This is a genomic window from Tessaracoccus pujii, from assembly GCF_055326215.1.
Map to the genome: position 1 here is coordinate 224,864 of NZ_JBUZNP010000005.1, position 19,320 is coordinate 244,183.

A 19,320-nucleotide genomic window follows, 5' to 3' on the forward strand; every position below is an offset into this window, starting at 1 on the left:
CTTACTGCTGGAGCGCGCCGCGCATGATGGTGTCACCCGAGTGCCGAGGCTCGTCGTCGAACAGCTCGTTGGACAGGTCCACGATGAGGTAGCCGGCCTCGATGAGCGCCTCGTCCACGGTGAACCGCCCAACGGTCTCGGCCGTGAACACGCCCACCGAGATCATCCGCGCCAGGTCCGTGTTGATGAGCCAGACCTCGACGTATCCGCTGGGGTTCGCAACGCCCTGAGGTACCTCCACGGACAGGCTGTACCCGGCGCTGCGCCGCAGGAGTTCGGCGGTTCCCAGCCGTTCGTCCGGACGATCCAGCGGGGTGAGGACTGCCCGCCGGACGGCGTCGCCGGCGTCATCGGGTCCCACTGCCGCCCACATCCCGGCGGCCCCGGCCGCGGCGCCCAGCAGCAGTCCACCCACACCGAACAACCATGCGCGCCGGCCGACGGTGGGACCGGCCGCCGGCGCGCGCCGGGGGGTGGCGTCCTGAGCGGCCCCGGGGGAGACGCCTGTGGCCGCCGCGATGGCCTCCCATGTGCCCGGCCCAGGATCCGACCATGCGGGTTCGGTGCGCGCGGCCCGGCGGAAACGCTCGGCCACCTCGTCGAGTGGGTACTCGCGGTCAGACACCTGCATCCACCTCCTCGAACACTGCCCTCAGCCTTTCCAATCCTCGTCTGACGTGCGACTTGACCGTGCCCAATGGTAGGGCGAGCCGCTGTGCGACCTCGTCATGCGTGCGGTCCTCCAGGTACACCATCCGCAGGATCGTGGCCCGGGGATCACCCAGGGTGGCGAGAGCGTCGTGCACCACCACCGCATCGACCACCGCGTCGGTGCGCGCCGCCTCGACGGGCGGGTCACCCACCAGGGCCTCCCTGGCCACCGCTTCGTCCGTGCGAAAACCGCGGGACCTGGCGCGCAGCGCGTCGATGACCTTGAGCTTGCAGATCCCGATCAGCCAGGCCGGCAGCGATTCGTCGGTGGCGCGCAGAGTCGCCCGGGATTTCCAGGCGGCGATGAACACCTGTTGGGTCACGTCGTCCGCGTCCGTGGAGGAGCCGAGCGAGCTGCGCGCGATCGTGTGGACGAGTCGGGACCAGCGCGAGAAAGCTTCCCGAAGGGCCGATTCATCACCTGCCGCGAAGCGCGCGGCCAACAGGCTCACCGGGGTGGCAAGCGTATCGGCGGTCACGCAGATCAGTGTGGCACACCCCTCTCCGGCTTGGTGGTGGCGCGGCGAGGCTCCCGTCCCGCGGAGCGGTCCGCGGGACGGGAGCCGGCCTCTCGGATGGATCAGGCCTGGCTGCGCGCCCGAGACCGCTGGGCCGCGACCACCGTGGTGGCGACGCCGGCGATCATGAGGGAGGCGGCGGCGAGGCTGAGGAATGACGTGTCGCCCGGGCCCTCCGCGCCGGTGCTGGGCATGCCGTGCACCAGCTTGACGCTCTGCACGGCGAGGGCGAGGCTCTCGTCCTCCAGGGAACCCCATGCGTAGACGATGGTGTTCATCCCTGCGGCCACGTCCACGTCGGCCGGGCCGAGGACGACGGTGTCGGTACCGGCTGCGACGACGTCAGCCGCGACCGTGCCGGCCGCGAGGGCAAGCATGGCCTCCTTCGGGTTCTCGAGGCCCGGTACGACGACGGCGCCGCCCGCTCGGACGTCCACCGCAGGGGCGGCGGCCACATGGCGGACCGTCAGGCGGGCCCCCTCGTCGGAGGCGGAGGTGTCGTTGACGAACGGGGTGAGTGCGGGCTTGCCGTCGGCGGTGAGGTGGGCCACGACGGTGATGTTCGCGCCGGCCGGGACATTGACGTCCATGGCCTCCACGACTGCCGCACCGTCGGCGCCGGCGCCGGCCGCGACGACCTTGAGGTCGTATTCGCCGGCAGGAAGCATCTGGGGATCGGTCAGGGTGCCGGGGGCGAAGTTGGTCAGCAGTTCGGCGCCGTTGGCGTAGACGTCGACGGTGGCGCCCGGGACTCCGTGCAGGATGGAGACCGTGGCGGTGTGGTCGTCGGCGTGGGCCAGCGCGGCGGGTGCGGCGACGGCGGCGAGGGCCAGGGAGCCGGCGGCGAACAGGCGGGCGAGCTTCATGGGAGTGTCCTTTCGAAGTGTCCACGGGCGACGATCGCCCTGACATGGAGTACTTCGCCGGCTCCCCCCGATTCGGATGCACCGAATGCGACTTTTTTTCAAGGAACTTTCTGCACCGGCTCCCCGGGTCTCTGAGGAGGCCGCCGACGCGGTCCCTGAGCCTCCTCAGGGACCGCGTCGGACGCAGCCGTCGCCTGGCTGACTTCCGTCAGGAGAGCTCGTCGACCTCCAGCATGTCGGTCACCAGGGCCGCGATCGGCGAGCGCTCGGAGCGGGTCAGTGTCACGTGGGCGAAAAGCGGGTTGCCCTTGAGCTTCTCGATCACCGCGACGATGCCGTCGTGCCGGCCCACCCGCAGGTTGTCCCGCTGCGCCACGTCGTGGGTGAGTACCACGCGCGAGTTCTTCCCTACGCGGGAGAGCACCGTGAGCAGCACGTTGCGCTCGAGCGACTGGGCCTCGTCGACGATGATGAAGGCGTCGTGCAGCGACCGGCCCCGGATGTGGGTCAGCGGCAGCACCTCGATCATCTCCTGCTCCAGGAGTTCGTCGATGACGTACTTGTTGGTCACCGAGGAAAGCGTGTCGAACACGGCCTGCCCCCAGGGTGCCATCTTCTCGCCGGCGGTGCCGGGCAGGAACCCGAGGTCCTGGCCCCCGACGGGGTAGAGCGGGCGGAACACCATGACCTTGGTGTACTTGCGCTGCTCGAGCACCGCGTCGAACCCGGCACACAGCGCGAGCGCGGACTTGCCGGTGCCGGCGCGACCGCCCAGGGAGACGATGCCGATGGAGTCGTCCATGAGCAGGTCCAGCGCCACCCGCTGCTCGGCCGATCGGCCGTGGATGCCGAACACCTCGCGGTCGTGCTTGATGAGCTTGACCGAGCCGTCGGGGAGCCTTCGCCCCAGTGCGCTCGACCCGGGCGCGTGGAGCACGATGCCGGTGTGGGTGGGCAGGAATGCCGCCTCGTCGATCACCGCGTGGCCGTCCTCGTACAGCGCGGAGACGTCATCGGTGGTCACCTCGATCGTGGCCATGCCGGTGAAGCCCGCCTGGAGCGGCAGCTCGTTGCGATACTCCTCCGCTGCCAGGCCGACGGCGGCCGCCTTGACTCGTAGCGGCAGGTCCTTCGAGACCAGCACCACATCGTGGCCCTCGTTGGAGTAGTTGAGCGCCACGGCCAGGATCCGGGTGTCGTTGTCGCCGAGCCTGAAGCCGGCAGGCAGTGACTCGGGATCCGTGTGGTTGAGCTCGACCCGCAGGTTGCCGCCCTGCTCGTTGGTGGCCATGGGGGTGTCCAGGCGCCCGTGCTGGATGCGCAGGTCGTCGAGCAGGCGGAGCGCGGACCGTGCGAAGTAGCCCAGCTCCGGGTGGTGGCGCTTGGATTCGAGCTCTGTGATCACCACGATGGGCAGGATCACGTTGTGCTCGGCGAAGCGGAGCATCGCCTTCGGGTCCGAGAGGAGGACGGAGGTATCGACGACGTAGGTCTTGATGGCCGTGTCGGGCCGGACATCGGTGTGGGAAGCCTGCTGGTGGGACGCGTTGAGCACGATTGCTCCCTTTCGCCGGGGGCCGCGCTCACCACGTCGGTCCCCGAATCTTGCTAGAGGACCGTCTGGGCTGGGATGGAGTGCATCTCCATGGGCCGACAATAACCCCCCGGCCCCTCCACGGCTAGAGGAATCACACCGATGTCATTCGCTGTTCATTCAGCCCGGGAAGACGGCCAGACCGATCGCGACGGCGTGCAGCAGGGCCGCGATGATCGTGCATGCGTGGAACACCTCGTGGAAGCCGAACCAGGCGGGTGACAGCTGCGGCCGCTTCGTGGCGTACGCGACGGCGCCCAGGGAGTACACCAGGCCACCGGCGAGCACCAGGAGTACCACCGCCGGCCCACCGGAGGCCCAGAGCTGGGCAAGCCACCCCATGGCGGCCCAGCCCATGGCGACGTAGAGGAACGTGTAGAGCCAGCGGGGGGCGCCGAGCCAGAGGATGCGGAAGAGCACGCCGAGCAGCGCGACGCTCCAGATCAACGCGAGCAGCGTCACGCGTGAGCTGCCCTCGAGCAGCGTGAGGGCCAACGGGGTGTAGGTGCCCGCGATGAAGACGAAGATGTTGGAGTGGTCGATGCGCCGGAAGAGGGCGTTGGTCCGGGAGGACCACGTGCCGCGGTGGTAGGCGGCACTGGTGCCGAACAACTGCACGGCCGCCAGCGTGTATATCCCGCAGCCGATCCGCGCGGTCAGCGTCGGTGCGAACACGGTGAACGTCAGCCCGATGAGGAAGGCGACGGGGGCCATGCCGAGATGCAGCCATCCGCGCAGCTTCGGCTTTGTGGTGGCTGCGTGGGTGGCCTGGAAGGGGGGCTCAGCGATGCTGGTCATGTTCATACCTACGGTAGAGTAACTTACGCCACCGTAGGTTACTCCTGCGGCGCTGCGAAGCCAACTGGGCGCTAGTGTATTTCGCATGTCAGCGGTGCAACGCCTCGTCGAACGCTGGTGGCCGCCCCGGTGGCTCTACGCCTGGTACGAGCGGCAGGTGCTCAGTCAACTCGACCGCGCCAGCCTCCCGCGGCACGTGGCGGTCCTCGCCGACGGCAACCGGCGCTGGGCGCGCATGAACGCTCCTGGTCAGCCCCTGGTCGCGGGGTACCGGGCGGGGGCGGCGAAACTGCTCGAGTTCGTGGAGTGGTGCGACGAGACCGGGATCCCCGTCATCACGCTCTGGGTGCTGAGCACGGACAACCTCGAGCGTGCCGAGGACGACGAGCTGGCCCCGCTCCTCGAGGTGATCAGCCAGCTCGTGACGGATCTGGCGGCCACCGGCCGCTGGTGCGTCCAGGCCGTCGGAGCTCTGGACCTGCTCCCCGAGGATGTGGCTCAGGCGCTGCGGAGGGCGTCGGAATCCACCGCCGGCGTCACCGGCATGCACGTCAACGTGGCCGTGGCCTACGGAGGGCGGCATGAGCTGCGCGACGCGGTCCGGTCACTTCTGGCGGCCCGCGCGAGGGATGGCGCCACGCTGAGCGATGTGGCCGAGACGCTGGAGATCGACGAGATCTCCGCGCACCTCTACACGAGGGGGCAGCCGGACCCGGATCTGATCATCCGCACCTCGGGTGAGCAGCGCCTGTCCGGGTTCCTGCTCTGGCAGTCGGCGCACAGCGAGTACTACTTCTGCGAGGCCCTCTGGCCGGACTTCCGGCGCGTGGATTTCGTCCGCGCGCTGCGCGCGTACTCGGCCCGCGAGCGCCGCTTCGGACGCTGAGCGTCGCGTTGTCCGCCCACCCGGGGGCGTGGGACGATGGCGCCCATGGCCCGCCGCAACCCGAACGCCCGCACGCGGGACATGGTGATCTCGATGGCTGTACTGCTGGTGCCCATCGCGCTGATCGCGTGGTGGTTCACCGTCACGCCGGAGCCCCGGCCCGAGGCGGTCAGCGTCGAGGAGACCCTGGCCCGGGCGGTGGCCGAGTCGCCCTACCCGCCCCTGCGCGCCGCGGAGCCCGGCGCGGACTGGATCCCCGTCCGGGTCGCCTGGGCCAAGGAGGGCGACCCCTGGATCACCGGTGATCCGGCCACCGGCAACTGGTGGCAGGTGGGTTACCTCGCCCCGGATGAGATCTACTACGGCGTCCAGCAGCGCGACGGCGCGCCTGCCGGCTTCGTCGCGGACACCACACGGGAGGGCCGTCCCCTCGGCGATGACGTCGACCTGGCCGGGCGCACCTGGGAGCGCTACGAGAGCGCCGACGGCCGCACCCGCAGCCTCGTCCACGCCGACGACGTCGTGACCTCCATCGTGACGGCCGATGCCGACTTCACGGCCCTGGAGGCGTTCGCCGCGACGTTGGTCGAGGCGCGGTAGGCCGCGCTAGTCCGCGGCTGGTCGCGCCTTGGCCACCTGCTCCTTGGCGCCGTCGAGAAACCCCTGGCAGATGTCGGCGAGCTTCTCGCCGCGCTGCCACAGGTCCATGGACTCGGCCAGCGACGCCCCGCCGGACTCCAGCCTTCGCACGACGTCGACGAGCTCGTCGCGTGCGGCCTCGTAGGTGAGTTTCTGGTCAGCCATGGTGGGTGTCCTTCGGGGTGGTGGCGACGACGTCGAGGTCGAGCGAGCCGTCGGCGAGATAGGCGTGGATGCGGGCGCCGGTCGCGGTGTCCGCGACGGCGGAGACCGAGTGGTGCCCGTCGTCGACGAGGACGGCGTAGCCGCGCTCGAGGGTCCGCTTCGGGGACAACGCCCGGATGGAGCTCACGGCGGACCGCAGCTGGGACTCCTCGTCGCGCAGGCGTCGTTCGATGGACGAGTCGAGCTTGTGCCGCAGCAGGCTGAGCCGGTCGTAGTGCGCCGCGAAAGCGCTCGTGGGGTCGATCATCACCGGGCGGGAGCGCAGCTGGTCGAGATGCCGCTGGGCCTCGGTGATCCGTGCGCCGATGGCGCGGCGGAGCCTGGCCCGCCCGTCCCCGAGGGCTGAGGCCTCGACGGCGTGGTCCGGTACGACGCGCTTGGCGGCGTCGGTGGGGGTCGAGGCCCGCAGGTCCGCCACGAGGTCCACGATGGGCGCATCGCGTTCGTGCCCGATGGCGGTGACGACGGGAGTGCGGGCGGCGGCGACGGCCCGCACCAGGCCCTCGTCGGAGAAGGAGAGCAGATCCTCCAGGGATCCGCCGCCGCGCGCGAGAATGATCACGTCCACCTCCGGATCCTGGTCGAGGGCGGCCAGCGCCAGCATGACCGACTCCGCGGAAGTGGGACCCTGCACGACGGCGTGCCGTGTGCGGATCCGGGCCGCCGGCCACCGTCGGGCCACGGTCGTGACCACGTCGCGCTCGGCGTCGGAGTCCTTACCGGTGACCAGCCCGATGACGCGGGGAAGCAGGGGGAGGCGACGCTTGCGGGCCGGGTCGAACAGGCCCTCGGCCTGCAGCTTGCGCTTGAGCTGCTCGATCGCCGCCAGGAGGCGCCCCTCCCCGGCGACCTGGATCTCCAGACACTCGAAGGACAGCGACGCGTTGCGTTCCCACATCCTGGGCCTCAGCCGGGCGGTCACCCGCGACCCCTCAGGCAGCGGCCCGGCAGCGTCCAGCACCAGGGAGGACACGGTGACCTGGGCCGACATGTCCGCCACCCGGTCGCGGAAGATGAGGAACTGCGTCGGCGCGCTGCGACGCTTGATCTCCACGACCTGCGCGTCCACCCAGACCTCGCCGAGCCGACCCACCCAGTCCTTGACCGCCATGATCACCCGGCCCAGAGGCTGGGGCTGCTCGGCGGAGCTCTGCATGCCCATCAGAGGATCCCGGTCACGGTCAGTCCCACATTCCGGAGCTGCAGGTGGCGTACCAGGTGCCGTGGATGATGTTGCCGACCTCGACGGTGACCCCCGCCGGCACCGCGCAGCCGATCTCCACCGCGCCACGCCCGGTCACATACTGGAACTCGACGCCGGTCAGGGTGTTGCGGCGCCGCTCGACGCTGAGCACCTCCACGCCCATGAGCACGGCGGGTGAGGCCTCAGCAGGGGGGATGGCGGCGGCCTGCAGTGCCAGGAGGCTGGGGGACATGAGGACGTCGGCAGCGATCCGCAGGTCGCCCCCCGGCCGGGCCTCCGGGGAGGCCTCGAAGGCCGCCGCGTCCGCGTGGACGCTCACCTCGATGGCGAGGGCTCCCACCGTCAGCTGCTCCACGACGGAGTATCGGCCGTCGGCGCGGAGCTCGTGCTGCGGGTAGGCCACCGGGTCGTCCACCAGCGCGACGAACTGCGCCAGCAGCGGCCCGGGTGCCTCCGCGCCGTACAGCGCGACCCTGGCCAGCAGGTCCGTGAACCGCACCACCTGGGCGCGGTAGCGGGCATGCGAGGCCAGCGCCCCCGTCGTGCTGACGCCCTGGCCCGTTCGCTTGACGAAGCTCAGCCTCGCCCCGCTGGGGTCGGTGTAGCTGCCCACCAGATCGAAGCCGGGGGCGGAGTCGATTCCGCGCACTCCGGCGTCGAAGGCGGCCTTGACGAGCTGGTCCATGGACTCGAAGTCGAAGCCGACGGCGTGGAGCTGGGGCGATTGCATGCGGCTAGGGTACCGGCGGGCCACCACCTAGACTGGGCGCCATGACCACCGAAGCCCCGGCCATCAAGCGCGTCGTCCTCGCAGCCCCCCGTGGGTACTGCGCGGGTGTGGACCGCGCCGTCGTCACCGTCGAGAAGGCGCTGGACCTGTACGGGCCGCCGGTCTACGTGCGCAAGCAGATCGTGCACAACAAGCATGTGGTGGAGACGCTCGAGCAGCGCGGTGCCATCTTCGTGGAGGAACTCGACGAGGTGCCGACGGGCGCGACCGTCGTGTTCTCCGCCCACGGGGTCTCTCCGGCCGTGCACACGGAGGCGGCCGAGCGGGGGCTGAAGACCATCGACGCCACCTGCCCGTTGGTCACGAAGGTGCATCACGAGGCCAAGCGGTTCGCCTCCGAGGGCACCCAGATCCTGCTCATCGGCCACGCCGGTCACGAGGAGGTCGAGGGCACCATGGGGGAGGCGCCGGACCAGACCATCCTGGTGCAGTCTCCCGCGGACGTGGCGGGCCTCGAGCTGCCGCAGCACGGCAACGTGGCGTGGCTGAGCCAGACCACGCTGTCAGTGGACGAGACCATGGAGACCGTCGGCCGCCTGCGCGAGAAGTTCCCGCTGCTCATGGACCCGCCGTCGGACGACATCTGCTACGCCACGCAGAACAGGCAGCAGGCCGTCAAGCAGATCTCCCCCGGGTGTGACCTCATGATCGTGGTGGGCTCGCAGAACTCGTCGAACTCGGTCAGGCTCGTCGAGGTGGCGCTGGAGGCGGGCGCGAAGGCGTCCTACCGCGTGGACAACGCCGCCGAGATCGACCCGGCCTGGCTGGAGGGCGTGGCCAGCGTGGGCGTCACGTCGGGGGCCTCGGTGCCGGACGAACTGGTGCAGGGCGTCCTGGACTACCTTCAGGGTCTGGGTTTCCCGCCCGCCGTCGAGGAGCGGCTCACCGAGGAGACGTTGCAGTTCTCGCTGCCGCCGGAGCTGCGCAAGGACCTGCGTCGCGCCGTCAGGCATTGACCTCTCAGGTGAGGAAGCGGAAGAAGGGGCTGTCGTAGGCCACTTCCTCCGCCGTCATGCCGCACTCGTCGATGCGCTGCAGCAGGAACGGGTAGTCGCCGGGGTTGCCCAGCTCCACGCCCACCAGTGCCGGCCCGGTGTCGCGGTTGCTGCGCTTGACGTACTCGAAGTAGGTGATGTCGTCCTCTGGGCCGAGTACCGAATCGAGGAACATGCGCAGCGCGCCAGGCTGCTGGGGGAAGTCGACGAGGAAGTAGCGCTTGCGGCCCTCGTGCATGAGCGAGCGCTCCACCACTTCGGCGTAGCGCGACACGTCGTTGTTGCCGCCGGAGACCAGCACCAGCACGCGTGACCCTGTGGGGATCTGCACCCGTGGCCCCACGCCGCCGGTGGGGAGGGCCGCGGCCGCGAGGGCGCCCGCGGGCTCGGTGATGATGCCGTCGGTCTGATAGAACTCCAGCATTTCGGAGCACACCTGGCCCTCGGGCACCCGCACCAGTTCCACGCGCGCCTCCCGGATGACCTCGAAGGTGAAGTCGCCGACGCGCTTGACCGCGGCGCCGTCGACGAACGTGTCGATGTCGTGCAGGACCACAGGGCGGCCCGCAGAGATGGCCGCCGCCACGCAGGGGGCGCCCTCCGGTTCCACCCCGATGAGACGGACCTCGGGGTGGGCGCTGCGCAGCCAGGCGGCCGCTCCTGCGAGCAGCCCTCCGCCGCCGACAGGGAGGACCACCACGTCGGGCACGAAGCCGAGCTGGTCGAACGCCTCCACCACGACGGTGGCCTGTCCGGCGGCGGTGCGCGGGTCGTTGAACGCCGGCACCAACACCTTGCCCCGCTCGGCCAGGCGGGCCGCCTCGTCGGAGGCGTCGTCGTAGTTGGCCCCGAAGAGGACGAGCTCGACGAAGCCGTGGCCGATCTCCACGATCCGCTGGCGCTTCTGCCTGGGCGTGGTGTGCGGGACCACGACGGTGGCCATGATGCCGAGCGCGGCGGCCGAGAACGCGACGCCCTGGCCATGGTTACCGGCAGATGCGCACACCACGCCAGCCCGCTTCTCCTCCTCGGTGAGCTGGGACATGAGGTTGTACGCGCCACGCAACTTATAGGAGCGCACCGGCTGCAGGTCCTCGCGCTTCAGCCACACCTCGGAGCCGGTGGCCTTCGACAGCCGTGCGTTGCGCTGTACGGGCGTACGACGCGCGACCCCATCGAGGCGCACGGCGGCGGCGGGGATCTGGGCGGCAAGATCTGACAGGGCACTCACCCGACCATTGTCGGGGTCCGCCACCCGCGGAGCCAACAGCCCGCCGTAGCTCTGGTGCGATACCCCTGGGGGTGGCACCATGGCGGGATGGCGGCGGCGAGGCCCCGGAGCATCGACGGCGGCCACCCGGGGGGCCCCGGGTGGGCCGGGCATCCGCCCGCCGACGACACGGTCTTCAGGCCGCCGGGAGCGCCCCGCAGCCTGCCGGCACGCGGCGGATCGTGGACGCGCGACCTACCACCCGATTCGGGGATGCCCACACCACTGCGGAGCGCAGGGACGCAGGCTCCCAGGCCGGATCTGCATGTGGTGCGTGCGGTCGGTCAGGTGCGACCCGAGCCGATCCAACCGGAGGTGGTGGACGACGGGCCGGACTGGGCGCGCATCCTCACGCGATCCCTCGCGCTGGTGGCCGTGGGCCTGTGCGCGGGGATCCTGCTCTCCCGGCCGTGGGCGCCCAGGGAGGATGCACCGCGGCCGACGGCGGAGTCCAGCGTGGGCGTGCCCGCTGCGTCGGCCGACCCGACGGGACGGTGACAGGCAGGGCGTTCGGCCTCAGGCGTCGTCTGTGCCGGTACGGCGGCGCAGCTGGCGAACCGACGGCTGATCCAGCAGTTCCGCCTCGTCTGCCACCGCTGCCCGCTCGAGGCTGCGCAGGTCCTCGAACTCCAGCATCTCCGGCACCGCGATCTCGCGCGCCGTCTCGGTGACCGGGGCCAGCTCGGGGAGCTCACCGGAGGTGACGCCCAGGTCCTTGAAGCGGCGCGCTGACACCATGACGCGCGTCTCGACGGCGCCCACCGCCTTGTTGTAGTTGGACACGGCGCTGCCCAGCGAGCGGCCGAGCTTGTCGAAGTGCTGGCCGAGGGTGGCAAGGCGTTCGTAGAGTTCACGGCCCAGCTTGGAGACCTGACCGGCCGTCTCCGCGAGGGAGACCTGCTGCCAGCCGTTGGCCACGATCTGCAGCTGCGGGATGAGCAGTCCGGGGGAGGCGAGGACGATCTGGCGGCGGGTGGCGAAGTCGTGGAGGGCAGGATCCTGCTCCAGCGCCAGCCGGTAGAACTCGTCCGAGGGGAGATACAGCACCACGAACTCCGGGGAGCCGAGGTCCAGCTGCCAGTAGTGCTTGCCCGAGAGATCATCGATGTGCTTACGGACATGGCCGGCGAACGTCTTGAAGTAGGCCTTCTGGGCGTCCTCGTCCTCAGTGTTGTAGGCCTCGAGGACCGCGCTGAGCGGCACCTTGGAGTCCACGAAGATCACCTTCCCCGCGGGGAGGTTGATGCGCATGTCAGGCCGGAAGCGACCGTCGTCCGACGTGTAGGTGGCCTGGGCGTCGAAATCGCACCGCTCGGTGAGGCCCGAAATCTCGACGATGCGCTTGAGGCTCCGCTCCCCCCAGGCGCCGCGCACCTGCGGGCTGCGAAGGGCGTTGCTCAGGCTCACGGTCTCCTTACGGATGGCGTCCCCTGACAGGCGCACCGCCTGGACCTGCTCACCCAGCTCGGCCGCCATGCGGATCCGGTCCTTCTCCACCGATTGGAGCTTCTCCTGCAGCTGCCTGAGGCCGTCCGCGAGGGGCCCGACGAGCTGCTCGGTGGCCTTGAGGCGGTGCTCGGCCACCTCGTCGGCCTGCCTGCCCTGGCGCTCCAGGGAATCTGCGGAGAGCGCCTTGAACTGCGTCAACAGGACCTCGCGGTCCTGCGCCTGCTCGGCGGCCTTCTGCACCGCGGCGTCCCGCTGGGCGGTGAGGGCGGCCACCTGAGCCGCGACCCCGGCGGTCTCGCCCCGGGCCTCCGCCAGCTGGCGTTGCGCATCCATGGCCGCGGTGCGGAGATCCGCCTTCTCGGCCAGATGCTGCGCCGCCTCCGACCTCACGGCGGCGGCCTCGGCGCGGGCACGGCTGGCCTCCTCCAATGCCCGCGACACCTCCTGGCGCGCCGACGACAGCGCGAGCTGCTCCTCCGTGCGGGCCTGGCGCCCGGCCTCCGCGGAGGCCCGACGGCGTCCGTAGAGGTAGCCGGCGAAGGCCCCGGCGACGAGGGTGACGAGGCTGAGCAGGATGGCGAGAACGTCCATGGGTCCACTCAATCAGGGGCCACCGACAATTCCTCCCTGCCACTCCGGAGGAGGGCCCGAACGTCTCGGCGGCCCGGGCTACCGTAAGGGGCATGCTCGACTCCGCCCAGGACCACATCGCCCACCTCATGGACTTCGTGTCCGCGTCGCCCACCTCGTTTCACGCGGCGGACCAGATCGCGGTGCAGCTCAGGCAGGCGGGCTTCGAGCAGGTGGACCCCCGGCGGCCCTGGGGTGGAGTCGCCGGTCGTCGTTTCCTGGTGCGCGACGGCGCCGTCGTGGCGTGGGTGGCGCCTGAGGAGCTCGGACCCGACGCGGGGTTCCGGATCGTCGGCACGCACACGGATTCGCCCGGCTTCAAGGTCAAGCCCGGCGCCCTGCTCCGGAGCGCAGGCTGGACCCAGCTCGGCGTCGAGGTCTACGGCGGGCCGCTGCTCAACTCGTGGCTGGACCGGGATCTCGGCCTCGCCGGCCGCCTCGTCAGCCGCGACGGCACGGTCCACCTGGTCAGGACCGGCGCCATCGCCCGCATCCCGCAGCTGGCCGTCCACCTGGACCGCTCCGCCAACGACGCCCTCACCCTGGACCGGCAGACCGGTACACAGCCGGTGCTCGCCGTCGAGATGGGGCAGGACCTCATGGAGTACCTGGCCGCGCTGGTGGGCCTGACCGCGGCGGACGTCGCGCTGCACGACCTGTTCGTCGTCGACACCCAGCCCCCCGCCGTGATCGGGGTGGAGCGCGAGTTCCTGGCCTCGGGGCGCCTGGACAACCTCGCCTGCACCCACGCGGCGCTCACCGCCGCGGCCGCCGTGCAGCCGGGAGCGGATGTCGCGGTGTTCGTGGCGTTCGACCACGAGGAGGTGGGATCCGACACCACCACCGGCGCCGGCGGACCCGTACTGCAGGACGTGCTCGAGCGGATCGCTGCGGGATATGGGCTGGGGCTGGACGCGAGCCGCGCGATGGTGGCCCGTTCGAGTTGCATCTCCGCGGACACCGGCCACCTCGTCCACCCCAACTACGCCGGCCGCCACGACCCCGTCAACCGGCCGCTGCCCAACCGCGGCCCTCTGCTCAAGATCAACGCCAACCAGCGCTACGCGACAGACGGCGTCGGCGCCGCACTGTGGATGCGGGCGTGCGACGCGGCGGGCGTGCCCACCCAGGCCTTCGTGTCCAACAACGCGGTGCCCTGTGGCTCCACCATCGGCCCCATCACCGCCACCCGGCTGGGGATCACCACCGTCGACGTCGGTGTGGGGCTGCTGAGCATGCACTCGGCCCGGGAGCTGTGCGGCGTGGAGGACCCCTGGTACCTGGCCCGCGCGGTCGCGGCCTACTGGGCCGGTGCCTAGGCGGACGTGCGCGTATCCAGGGTGAGCGGCACCGGGCCTGGCTCATCGTCCAGACGGCAGCCGCCGCAGGAGGCGGCGCTGCAGTTGTCGCAGGTCGGGACCGGCAGGTAGAAGTGCGCGATGCGCCGGCCGTGGAATTCCGCCACCTCGATGTCCAGGTCGAACACCTCGCGTAGGAGCCGGCGCTCGACGATCACCTCCGGCGAACCGATCGCGCGGACGTGGCCGTTCTTCATCGCGACGATCTGATCGGCCCAGCACGAGGCGTAGTTGATGTCGTGCACCACGATGACCACCGTCTTGCCGAGGTGGTCGGCTGCCCGGCGCAGGGTCTGCAGCATCGCGTGGGCGTGGGCGACATCCAGGTTGTTCAGCGGCTCGTCGAGCAGGAGGTACTCGGTGTCCTGGGCCAGCACCATGGCCACGAACGCGCGCTGGCGCTGGCCGCCACTCATCTCGTCGAGGAACCGGTCCCGCAGGTCGTCGAGGTCCATCCAGGCGATGGCCTGGTCGATCACCTCGCGGTCCTCCGATGTCAGGCGCCCGCCGGAGTGCGGGTAGCGCCCGAATCCGACGAGGTCGGCGACGGTCAGGCGGGACTGCAGGTCGTTGGTCTGGCGCAGCACGGCGAGCCGGCGGGCCAGTTCGCGGGAGTCCGCCGTCGCGACGTCGAGGTCGCCGACGGTGATGGTGCCGCCGTCGGTGCCGAGCAGGCGGGCGATCATCGACAGCAGGGTGGACTTGCCGGCTCCGTTGGCACCCACGATCGCGGTGAGCCCACCGCTGGGCAGGGTGAGGCTGACGTCGTCGACGACGATCGTGCGGCCGTAGCGCTTGGACACGCCTGAGATGGTGATCATTGCTTGGCCTTCCGCATGACGAGCCAAATGAAGGCGATGCCACCGACGAATTCGATGACCACCGCCAGCACCGTGGCCTGATGGAGGATCTGTTCCAGGACGGTCTGCCCGCCGACCAGCACGCCCACGCCCAGCAGCCCGGCCATCGGCATGACGATGGCGTGCCGCCCCGTGCCGCTGACCTGGTAGGCGATCGCGGCGACGATGAGGCCGAGGAAGGTGATGGGTCCCACCAGCGCCGTGGAGACGCTGACCAGCAGGGTCGCCACCAGCAGGACGCGGCGCACCACGCGCGAGTAGTCGACGCCGAGGCTGATGGCGGCGTCGCGGCCGAGGGTGAGGACGTCGAGGGTGGCGCGCCGGCGCCACAGCCAGTAGCTGGCACCGGCGACGATGGCCGCGGCCGGCCAGATGAGGTCCGGGTTGACGGTGGTGAAGCTGGCCAGCAGCGCGTCCTGGAGCACCTGGAAGCTGCTCGGGTCGAGGATTCGGGTCACCAGGGAGGACAGCGAGCGGAGGACCGCTCCGAGGACGAGGCCCGCGAGGACCACCACGTACACCGAGCGGCTGGTCCTCCCGAACAGGACCCCGGTCAGCCCGGAGGCCACGGCGAGCATGAGCGCGACGTTGAGCGCGAACATCGTGGAGGAGCCCACCTGGGCGACGAGCGTGACGCCGAGCAGGAGCACCAGCAGGGACTGGATGAAGGCGTACAGGGCATCCAGGCCCATGATCGACGGTGTGAGGAGGCGGTTGTTCGTCACCGTCTGGAAGGCCACCGTGGCGACCCCGGTGGCCCAGCCGACCAGCAGCATGGCGGCCACCTTCCGGCCGCGGAGCTCAAGGATGAAGCCGAGGTTGCCCGTCAGGTTGAGCGCCATGAAGGCCACCGTGGCCGCTGCCACGAGGCTGGCCGCGACGATGACGCGACGCCCCGGCAGGAGGCGGGTGGCCGAGGCGGCCGCGGCGGTCATCGGGTGGCCACCCGTCCACTGAGCAGCAGCGCGAGGAACACGGTGCCGCCGAGCACGCCCGAGACCGTGCCCACGGGGATCTCGTAGGGCGGGTTGAGGGTCCGCGCGAGGAGGTCGCATACCAGCACGAACCCGGAGCCCGCCAGCGCCGTCCAACCGATGTTGCGACGCAGGTTGTCGCCGCGCCACAGCGCGATGAGGTTGGGGACCACGAGTCCGACGAAGGCTATCCCGCCGACGACGACGAGGGTGATGGCGCTGGAGACGGCCACCAGGGCCAGGCCCAGGTTGAGCGTCGCCTTGTAGGACAGGCCGAGTGCCGTGGCGTGGTCCTCGCCGAGGCCCGCCAGGGTGAATCGATCGGCGAACAGCCACAGCATCACGGCCACGCCGCCCAGGAGCCAGAGGAGCTCGTAGCGACCGCGCAGCACGCCGGAGAAGTCCCCCTGCATCCAGATGCCCATCGTCTGCATCAGATCCAGCCGGTAGGCGACGAACGTGGTGCCCGAGGCGATGACGCCGGCGAGCATGATGCCCACGAGCGGGACCGCCACCACCGGCGCCGTCGGCGGGAGCGAGCGCACCAGCGTCAGGAACAGGGCCGTGCCGGCCAGCGCCGTCACCACGGCGATGAGCATCTTCACCACCAGTGGGGCTCCCGGGACCAGCAGGACGGCGATGAGGATGCCGACGCCCGCGGACTCGGAGGTGCCCACCGTGCCCGGCTCGACGAATCGGTTGCGCACGAGGATCTGCATGAGCATGCCGGACAGCGCCAGCGCCGCGCCGGCCAGAAGGACGGCGACGGTCCGGGGAATCCGGGAGACGGTGAGGGTGCGCCAGTCCTCAGCGGTGGCCCCGCCGGTCAGGAAGTCGGTCAGCGCCAGGTCGGCGGCACCGACAGACAGCGAGACCACCGACAACGCCAGCAGCACGGCGAGGGCGCCGAGCCAGCCCCAGGCAGGGGACTGGCCGGCGGGCCTCCGGAGCGTGGCGCTCGAGGTGGAGGTCACAGGCGCGTCAGAACGCCGAGACGGCTTCGTTCAGCATCTCCACGGCGTTGTCGACGCCGTGGATCATGATGTACCAGCGTCCCCCGTCGAGGTAGGTGACGTTGTCCTGGGACCAGGCGGTGGTGCCGGCGACGAGGTCGTTGTCGAGCACCTGCTCGGCGGCCTCGCTCTCCTGGCCGATGGCCGCGTCGCGATCCACGACGTAGAGGTGGTCGGGGTCGGCCTCTGCGATGGCCTCGAAGGAGATGGCCTCGCCGTGGGCCTCCACCTCGACGTCGCTGATGGCGGGCTCGAGACCCAGTTCGGTGTGGACGAGCCCGAACCGGGACCCCGTGCCCTGGGCGGAGACCTTGCCGCCGCTCGTCATGAGGATCATGGCGGTGTCACCCGCCGGAGCCTTCTCCTGGGCGGCGTCGAGCGCTTCCTGCACCTCGGCCAGTTCGTCGGCGGCTGCCGCCTCCTTGCCGACCGTCTGCGCGACGACGGTGGTGGAGTACTCGATGCCTTCGTAGAACGTCATGGCGGTGGCGTCGTAGGTGACGTCGATCGTCGGGAAGTTCCGGGAGAGTTCCTCGACGAGCCCCGCCGTGCGGAAGCCGGCGATGACCAGATCCGGGTCGAGTGCTGCGATCGCTTCGAGGTCCGGTTCCTTCACGGTGCCCACGTCGGCGTACCTGTCGTCGTCGAAGTCGGCGAGGGCTGCGGGGAGAGCGGCGCCCTTGGTGAGTCCCACGACGCTGTCCTCGGCGCCGAGCGCGCGCAGCGTGTCGAGGGCGCCGAGGTCCAGGACGACGATGCGCTGGGCGGGGCCCTGGAGCGTGGTCTGGCCCTGGGTGTGGGTGATGGTGATGGGGTCCCCGCTCGCGGCGGGCTCGTCGGCGGCCGATTGGCCTGCGCAGGCGGTGAGGGAGAGGAGGATGAGTGCGGAGGCGGCGCCGGTGAGGCGGGTGAGCGGCATATCGAACCTTTGGGTGGTACTGACAGGGGGAGTCGACTAAGGCAACCCTAACTTGTATGAAATTGGCAACGCAACGCTGTCCAAATTCAGTCCCCACGTCGGCGGCGTGGGTGCGGTTGCCGAGGTCGCGGCCCGTCGTCGGAGGGCGACGTGAGCCGGACACGGCTGTCGGTGCCCGTGCATGAGCCGGACACGGCTGTCGGTGCCCGTGCATGAGCCGGACACGGCTGTCGATGAAGCTGATTGAGCCGCATCCAGGGCTCATCTGGCTGAGAACGTTGCCATTGGCCGGATAGCTCGTCGAGTGCCGTGTCCGGCTCATGCCCCCGAACTGAGTGCCGTGTCCGGCTCATGCGCCGCGTCGAGTGCCGTGTCCGGCTCAAGCCCCAGGCGACAGCCGTGTCCGGCTCATTCGGTGGGGCGCGGCGCGCCCGGTAAGCTCGTCCCTCGTGGCACTCACCATCGGGATCGTCGGTCTCCCCAACGCCGGCAAGTCGACCCTGTTCAACGCGCTCACCCGCAACAACGTGCTCGCGGCGAACTACCCATTCGCGACGATCGAGCCCAACGTCGGCGTTGTCGGTGTCCCGGACCCGCGCCTCCCGAAGTTGGCGGAGTTGTTCGGGTCGGAGCGGATCGTGCCCGCGACGGTGAGCTTCGTCGACATCGCCGGCATCGTGAAAGGCGCCTCGCAGGGCGAGGGCATGGGCAACGCCTTCCTCGCCAACATCCGCGAGGCCGACGCGATCTGTCAGGTGACCCGGGTGTTCGACGACGAGGACGTCACGCACGTCGACGGCGAGGTCAATCCGGCCAACGACATCGACACCATCGCCACCGAGCTGATCCTGGCGGACCTCGCCACAGTCGAGAAGGCGCTGCCGCGGGTGGAGAAGGAGGCGCGGATCAAGAAGGAGTCGCAGCCGAGGCTCGCCGCCTACCAGGCCGCCAAGGACGCGCTCGAGCACGGCAAGGGCGTGCGTGCCGCGGGTCTCGACGTGGAGGAACTCCGCGACCTCTTCCTCCTCACGGCCAAGCCCTACCTCTACGTCTTCAACTGCGACCAGGATGAGCTCGGCGACGACGACCTCAAGGGCCGCATGCGGGAGCTGGTGGCGCCGTCGGAGGCGATCTTCCTCGACGCCAAGTTCGAATCCGAGCTGGTCGAGATGGAGGAGGACGAGGCCCGCGAGTTCCTCGCCGAGATGGGCGTCGAGGAGCCGGGCCTCGATGTCCTGGCGCGTGTCGGATTCGACACCCTCGGCCTGCAGAGCTACCTCACGGCCGGCCCGAAGGAGTCGCGAGGCTGGACCATCCCCAAGGGGGCGACGGCGCCCGAGGCGGCCGGGGTGATCCACACCGACTTCCAGAAGGGCTTCATCAAGGCCCAGGTGATCGGCTTCGAGGACCTGATGGCCGCCGGCTCGGAGGCGGCCGCGAAGGCAGCCGGCAAGATGCGCCTCGAGGGCAAGGACTACGTGATGCAGGACGGCGACGTCGTCGAGTTCCGCTTCAACGTGTGACGCCGTACGCCGCATACCCCAGGGACGCCTCAGGTTCGCCGTCAGCGGACGGGGGCGACGCGGCCGACGCAGGTGGGTAACGTTGGCAGATGTAGCCC

General features: G+C 70.3%; 20 protein-coding genes. 6 read left to right on the forward strand and 14 right to left on the reverse strand.

Translation table 11 applies throughout. From position 1 onward, the window contains the following. Position 1: 1 nt before the first annotated feature. The 5 genes from ACZK5N_RS09380 to trhA form a co-directional block, all read right to left on the reverse strand. Entirely contained in the window at positions 2-631 is a 630-nt protein-coding gene (locus tag ACZK5N_RS09380; protein ID WP_463624826.1) for a hypothetical protein, read from the reverse strand. Then, on the reverse strand, positions 618-1,190 hold the full coding sequence (locus ACZK5N_RS09385; RefSeq protein ID WP_459019022.1) for an RNA polymerase sigma factor: 573 nt from the start codon (positions 1,188-1,190) through the stop codon (positions 618-620). The genes ACZK5N_RS09380 and ACZK5N_RS09385 overlap by 14 nt, the downstream gene beginning before the upstream one ends. A gap of 101 nt (positions 1,191-1,291) precedes the next feature. Next, on the reverse strand, positions 1,292-2,095 hold the full coding sequence (locus tag ACZK5N_RS09390) for a DUF4397 domain-containing protein (RefSeq protein WP_459019023.1): 804 nt from the start codon (positions 2,093-2,095) through the stop codon (positions 1,292-1,294). A gap of 208 nt (positions 2,096-2,303) precedes the next feature. Next, complete coding sequence (gene phoH2 / locus ACZK5N_RS09395) at positions 2,304-3,650, reverse strand: RNA 5'-3' helicase PhoH2 (protein WP_459019024.1); 1,347 nt, start codon at positions 3,648-3,650, stop codon at positions 2,304-2,306. 159 nt (positions 3,651-3,809) lie between these two features. After that, positions 3,810-4,487: a PAQR family membrane homeostasis protein TrhA gene (trhA, locus tag ACZK5N_RS09400; RefSeq protein ID WP_459019025.1), complete on the reverse strand. Its 678-nt coding sequence runs from the start codon at positions 4,485-4,487 to the stop codon at positions 3,810-3,812. Between the two features lie 85 nt (positions 4,488-4,572). On the opposite strand from trhA, the gene ACZK5N_RS09405 reads away from it, so the two are divergent. After that, a complete protein-coding gene (locus ACZK5N_RS09405; RefSeq protein ID WP_459019026.1) occupies positions 4,573-5,373 on the forward strand; it encodes an isoprenyl transferase in 801 nt (266 codons plus the stop codon). A gap of 45 nt (positions 5,374-5,418) precedes the next feature. After that, positions 5,419-5,973 carry a DUF4245 domain-containing protein gene (locus ACZK5N_RS09410; RefSeq protein WP_459019027.1) on the forward strand — a complete coding sequence of 185 codons (555 nt, stop codon included), beginning with the start codon at positions 5,419-5,421 and terminating at the stop codon, positions 5,971-5,973. A 6-nt stretch (positions 5,974-5,979) separates the two neighbouring features. On the opposite strand, the gene ACZK5N_RS09415 is transcribed toward ACZK5N_RS09410, so the two are convergent. Genes ACZK5N_RS09415 through ACZK5N_RS09425 form a run of 3 tightly spaced genes read right to left on the reverse strand, consistent with a single transcriptional unit; the run spans position 5,980 to position 8,171 of the window. Then, entirely contained in the window at positions 5,980-6,177 is a 198-nt protein-coding gene (locus ACZK5N_RS09415) for an exodeoxyribonuclease VII small subunit (protein ID WP_459019028.1), read from the reverse strand. Next, positions 6,170-7,399, reverse strand: a complete 1,230-nt coding sequence (gene xseA / locus ACZK5N_RS09420; protein ID WP_463624827.1) for an exodeoxyribonuclease VII large subunit — start codon at positions 7,397-7,399, stop codon at positions 6,170-6,172. The genes ACZK5N_RS09415 and xseA overlap by 8 nt, the downstream gene beginning before the upstream one ends. Positions 7,400-7,418: 19 nt before the next feature. Continuing rightward, positions 7,419-8,171 carry a hypothetical protein gene (locus tag ACZK5N_RS09425; RefSeq protein WP_459019030.1) on the reverse strand — a complete coding sequence of 251 codons (753 nt, stop codon included), beginning with the start codon at positions 8,169-8,171 and terminating at the stop codon, positions 7,419-7,421. A 41-nt stretch (positions 8,172-8,212) separates the two neighbouring features. On the opposite strand from ACZK5N_RS09425, the gene ACZK5N_RS09430 reads away from it, so the two are divergent. Beyond that, positions 8,213-9,187, forward strand: a complete 975-nt coding sequence (locus ACZK5N_RS09430; protein WP_459019031.1) for a 4-hydroxy-3-methylbut-2-enyl diphosphate reductase — start codon at positions 8,213-8,215, stop codon at positions 9,185-9,187. Positions 9,188-9,191: 4 nt separating this feature from the next. Here ACZK5N_RS09430 and ilvA read toward each other — a convergent pair whose 3' ends face one another. Continuing rightward, positions 9,192-10,457, reverse strand: coding sequence for a threonine ammonia-lyase IlvA (gene ilvA / locus ACZK5N_RS09435; RefSeq protein ID WP_459019032.1), 1,266 nt, complete (start codon positions 10,455-10,457; stop codon positions 9,192-9,194). Positions 10,458-10,709: 252 nt separating this feature from the next. On the opposite strand from ilvA, the gene ACZK5N_RS09440 reads away from it, so the two are divergent. Further along, positions 10,710-10,994, forward strand: coding sequence for a hypothetical protein (locus ACZK5N_RS09440; RefSeq protein ID WP_459019033.1), 285 nt, complete (start codon positions 10,710-10,712; stop codon positions 10,992-10,994). An 18-nt stretch (positions 10,995-11,012) separates the two neighbouring features. On the opposite strand, the gene ACZK5N_RS09445 is transcribed toward ACZK5N_RS09440, so the two are convergent. Then, on the reverse strand, positions 11,013-12,536 hold the full coding sequence (locus tag ACZK5N_RS09445; RefSeq protein WP_459019034.1) for a DNA recombination protein RmuC: 1,524 nt from the start codon (positions 12,534-12,536) through the stop codon (positions 11,013-11,015). A 92-nt stretch (positions 12,537-12,628) separates the two neighbouring features. Between ACZK5N_RS09445 and ACZK5N_RS09450 the strand changes: the two genes are divergently transcribed. Then, on the forward strand, positions 12,629-13,894 hold the full coding sequence (locus ACZK5N_RS09450) for a M18 family aminopeptidase (RefSeq protein ID WP_459019035.1): 1,266 nt from the start codon (positions 12,629-12,631) through the stop codon (positions 13,892-13,894). On the opposite strand, the gene ACZK5N_RS09455 is transcribed toward ACZK5N_RS09450, so the two are convergent. Genes ACZK5N_RS09455 through ACZK5N_RS09470 form a run of 4 tightly spaced genes read right to left on the reverse strand, consistent with a single transcriptional unit; the run spans position 13,891 to position 17,699 of the window. Then, positions 13,891-14,754: an iron ABC transporter ATP-binding protein gene (locus tag ACZK5N_RS09455; RefSeq protein ID WP_459019036.1), complete on the reverse strand. Its 864-nt coding sequence runs from the start codon at positions 14,752-14,754 to the stop codon at positions 13,891-13,893. The genes ACZK5N_RS09450 and ACZK5N_RS09455 overlap by 4 nt on opposite strands. Further along, positions 14,751-15,728, reverse strand: a complete 978-nt coding sequence (locus tag ACZK5N_RS09460; protein WP_459019037.1) for an iron chelate uptake ABC transporter family permease subunit — start codon at positions 15,726-15,728, stop codon at positions 14,751-14,753. The genes ACZK5N_RS09455 and ACZK5N_RS09460 overlap by 4 nt, the downstream gene beginning before the upstream one ends. Then, positions 15,725-16,741, reverse strand: coding sequence for an ABC transporter permease (locus tag ACZK5N_RS09465; protein ID WP_459019038.1), 1,017 nt, complete (start codon positions 16,739-16,741; stop codon positions 15,725-15,727). Before ACZK5N_RS09465 ends, ACZK5N_RS09460 begins: the two co-directional genes overlap by 4 nt. Before the next feature lie 7 nt (positions 16,742-16,748). Then, a complete protein-coding gene (locus ACZK5N_RS09470) occupies positions 16,749-17,699 on the reverse strand; it encodes a siderophore ABC transporter substrate-binding protein (protein WP_459019039.1) in 951 nt (316 codons plus the stop codon). A gap of 449 nt (positions 17,700-18,148) precedes the next feature. On the opposite strand from ACZK5N_RS09470, the gene ychF reads away from it, so the two are divergent. Beyond that, complete coding sequence (gene ychF / locus ACZK5N_RS09475; protein WP_459019040.1) at positions 18,149-19,222, forward strand: redox-regulated ATPase YchF; 1,074 nt, start codon at positions 18,149-18,151, stop codon at positions 19,220-19,222. Positions 19,223-19,320: the final 98 nt, after the last annotated feature.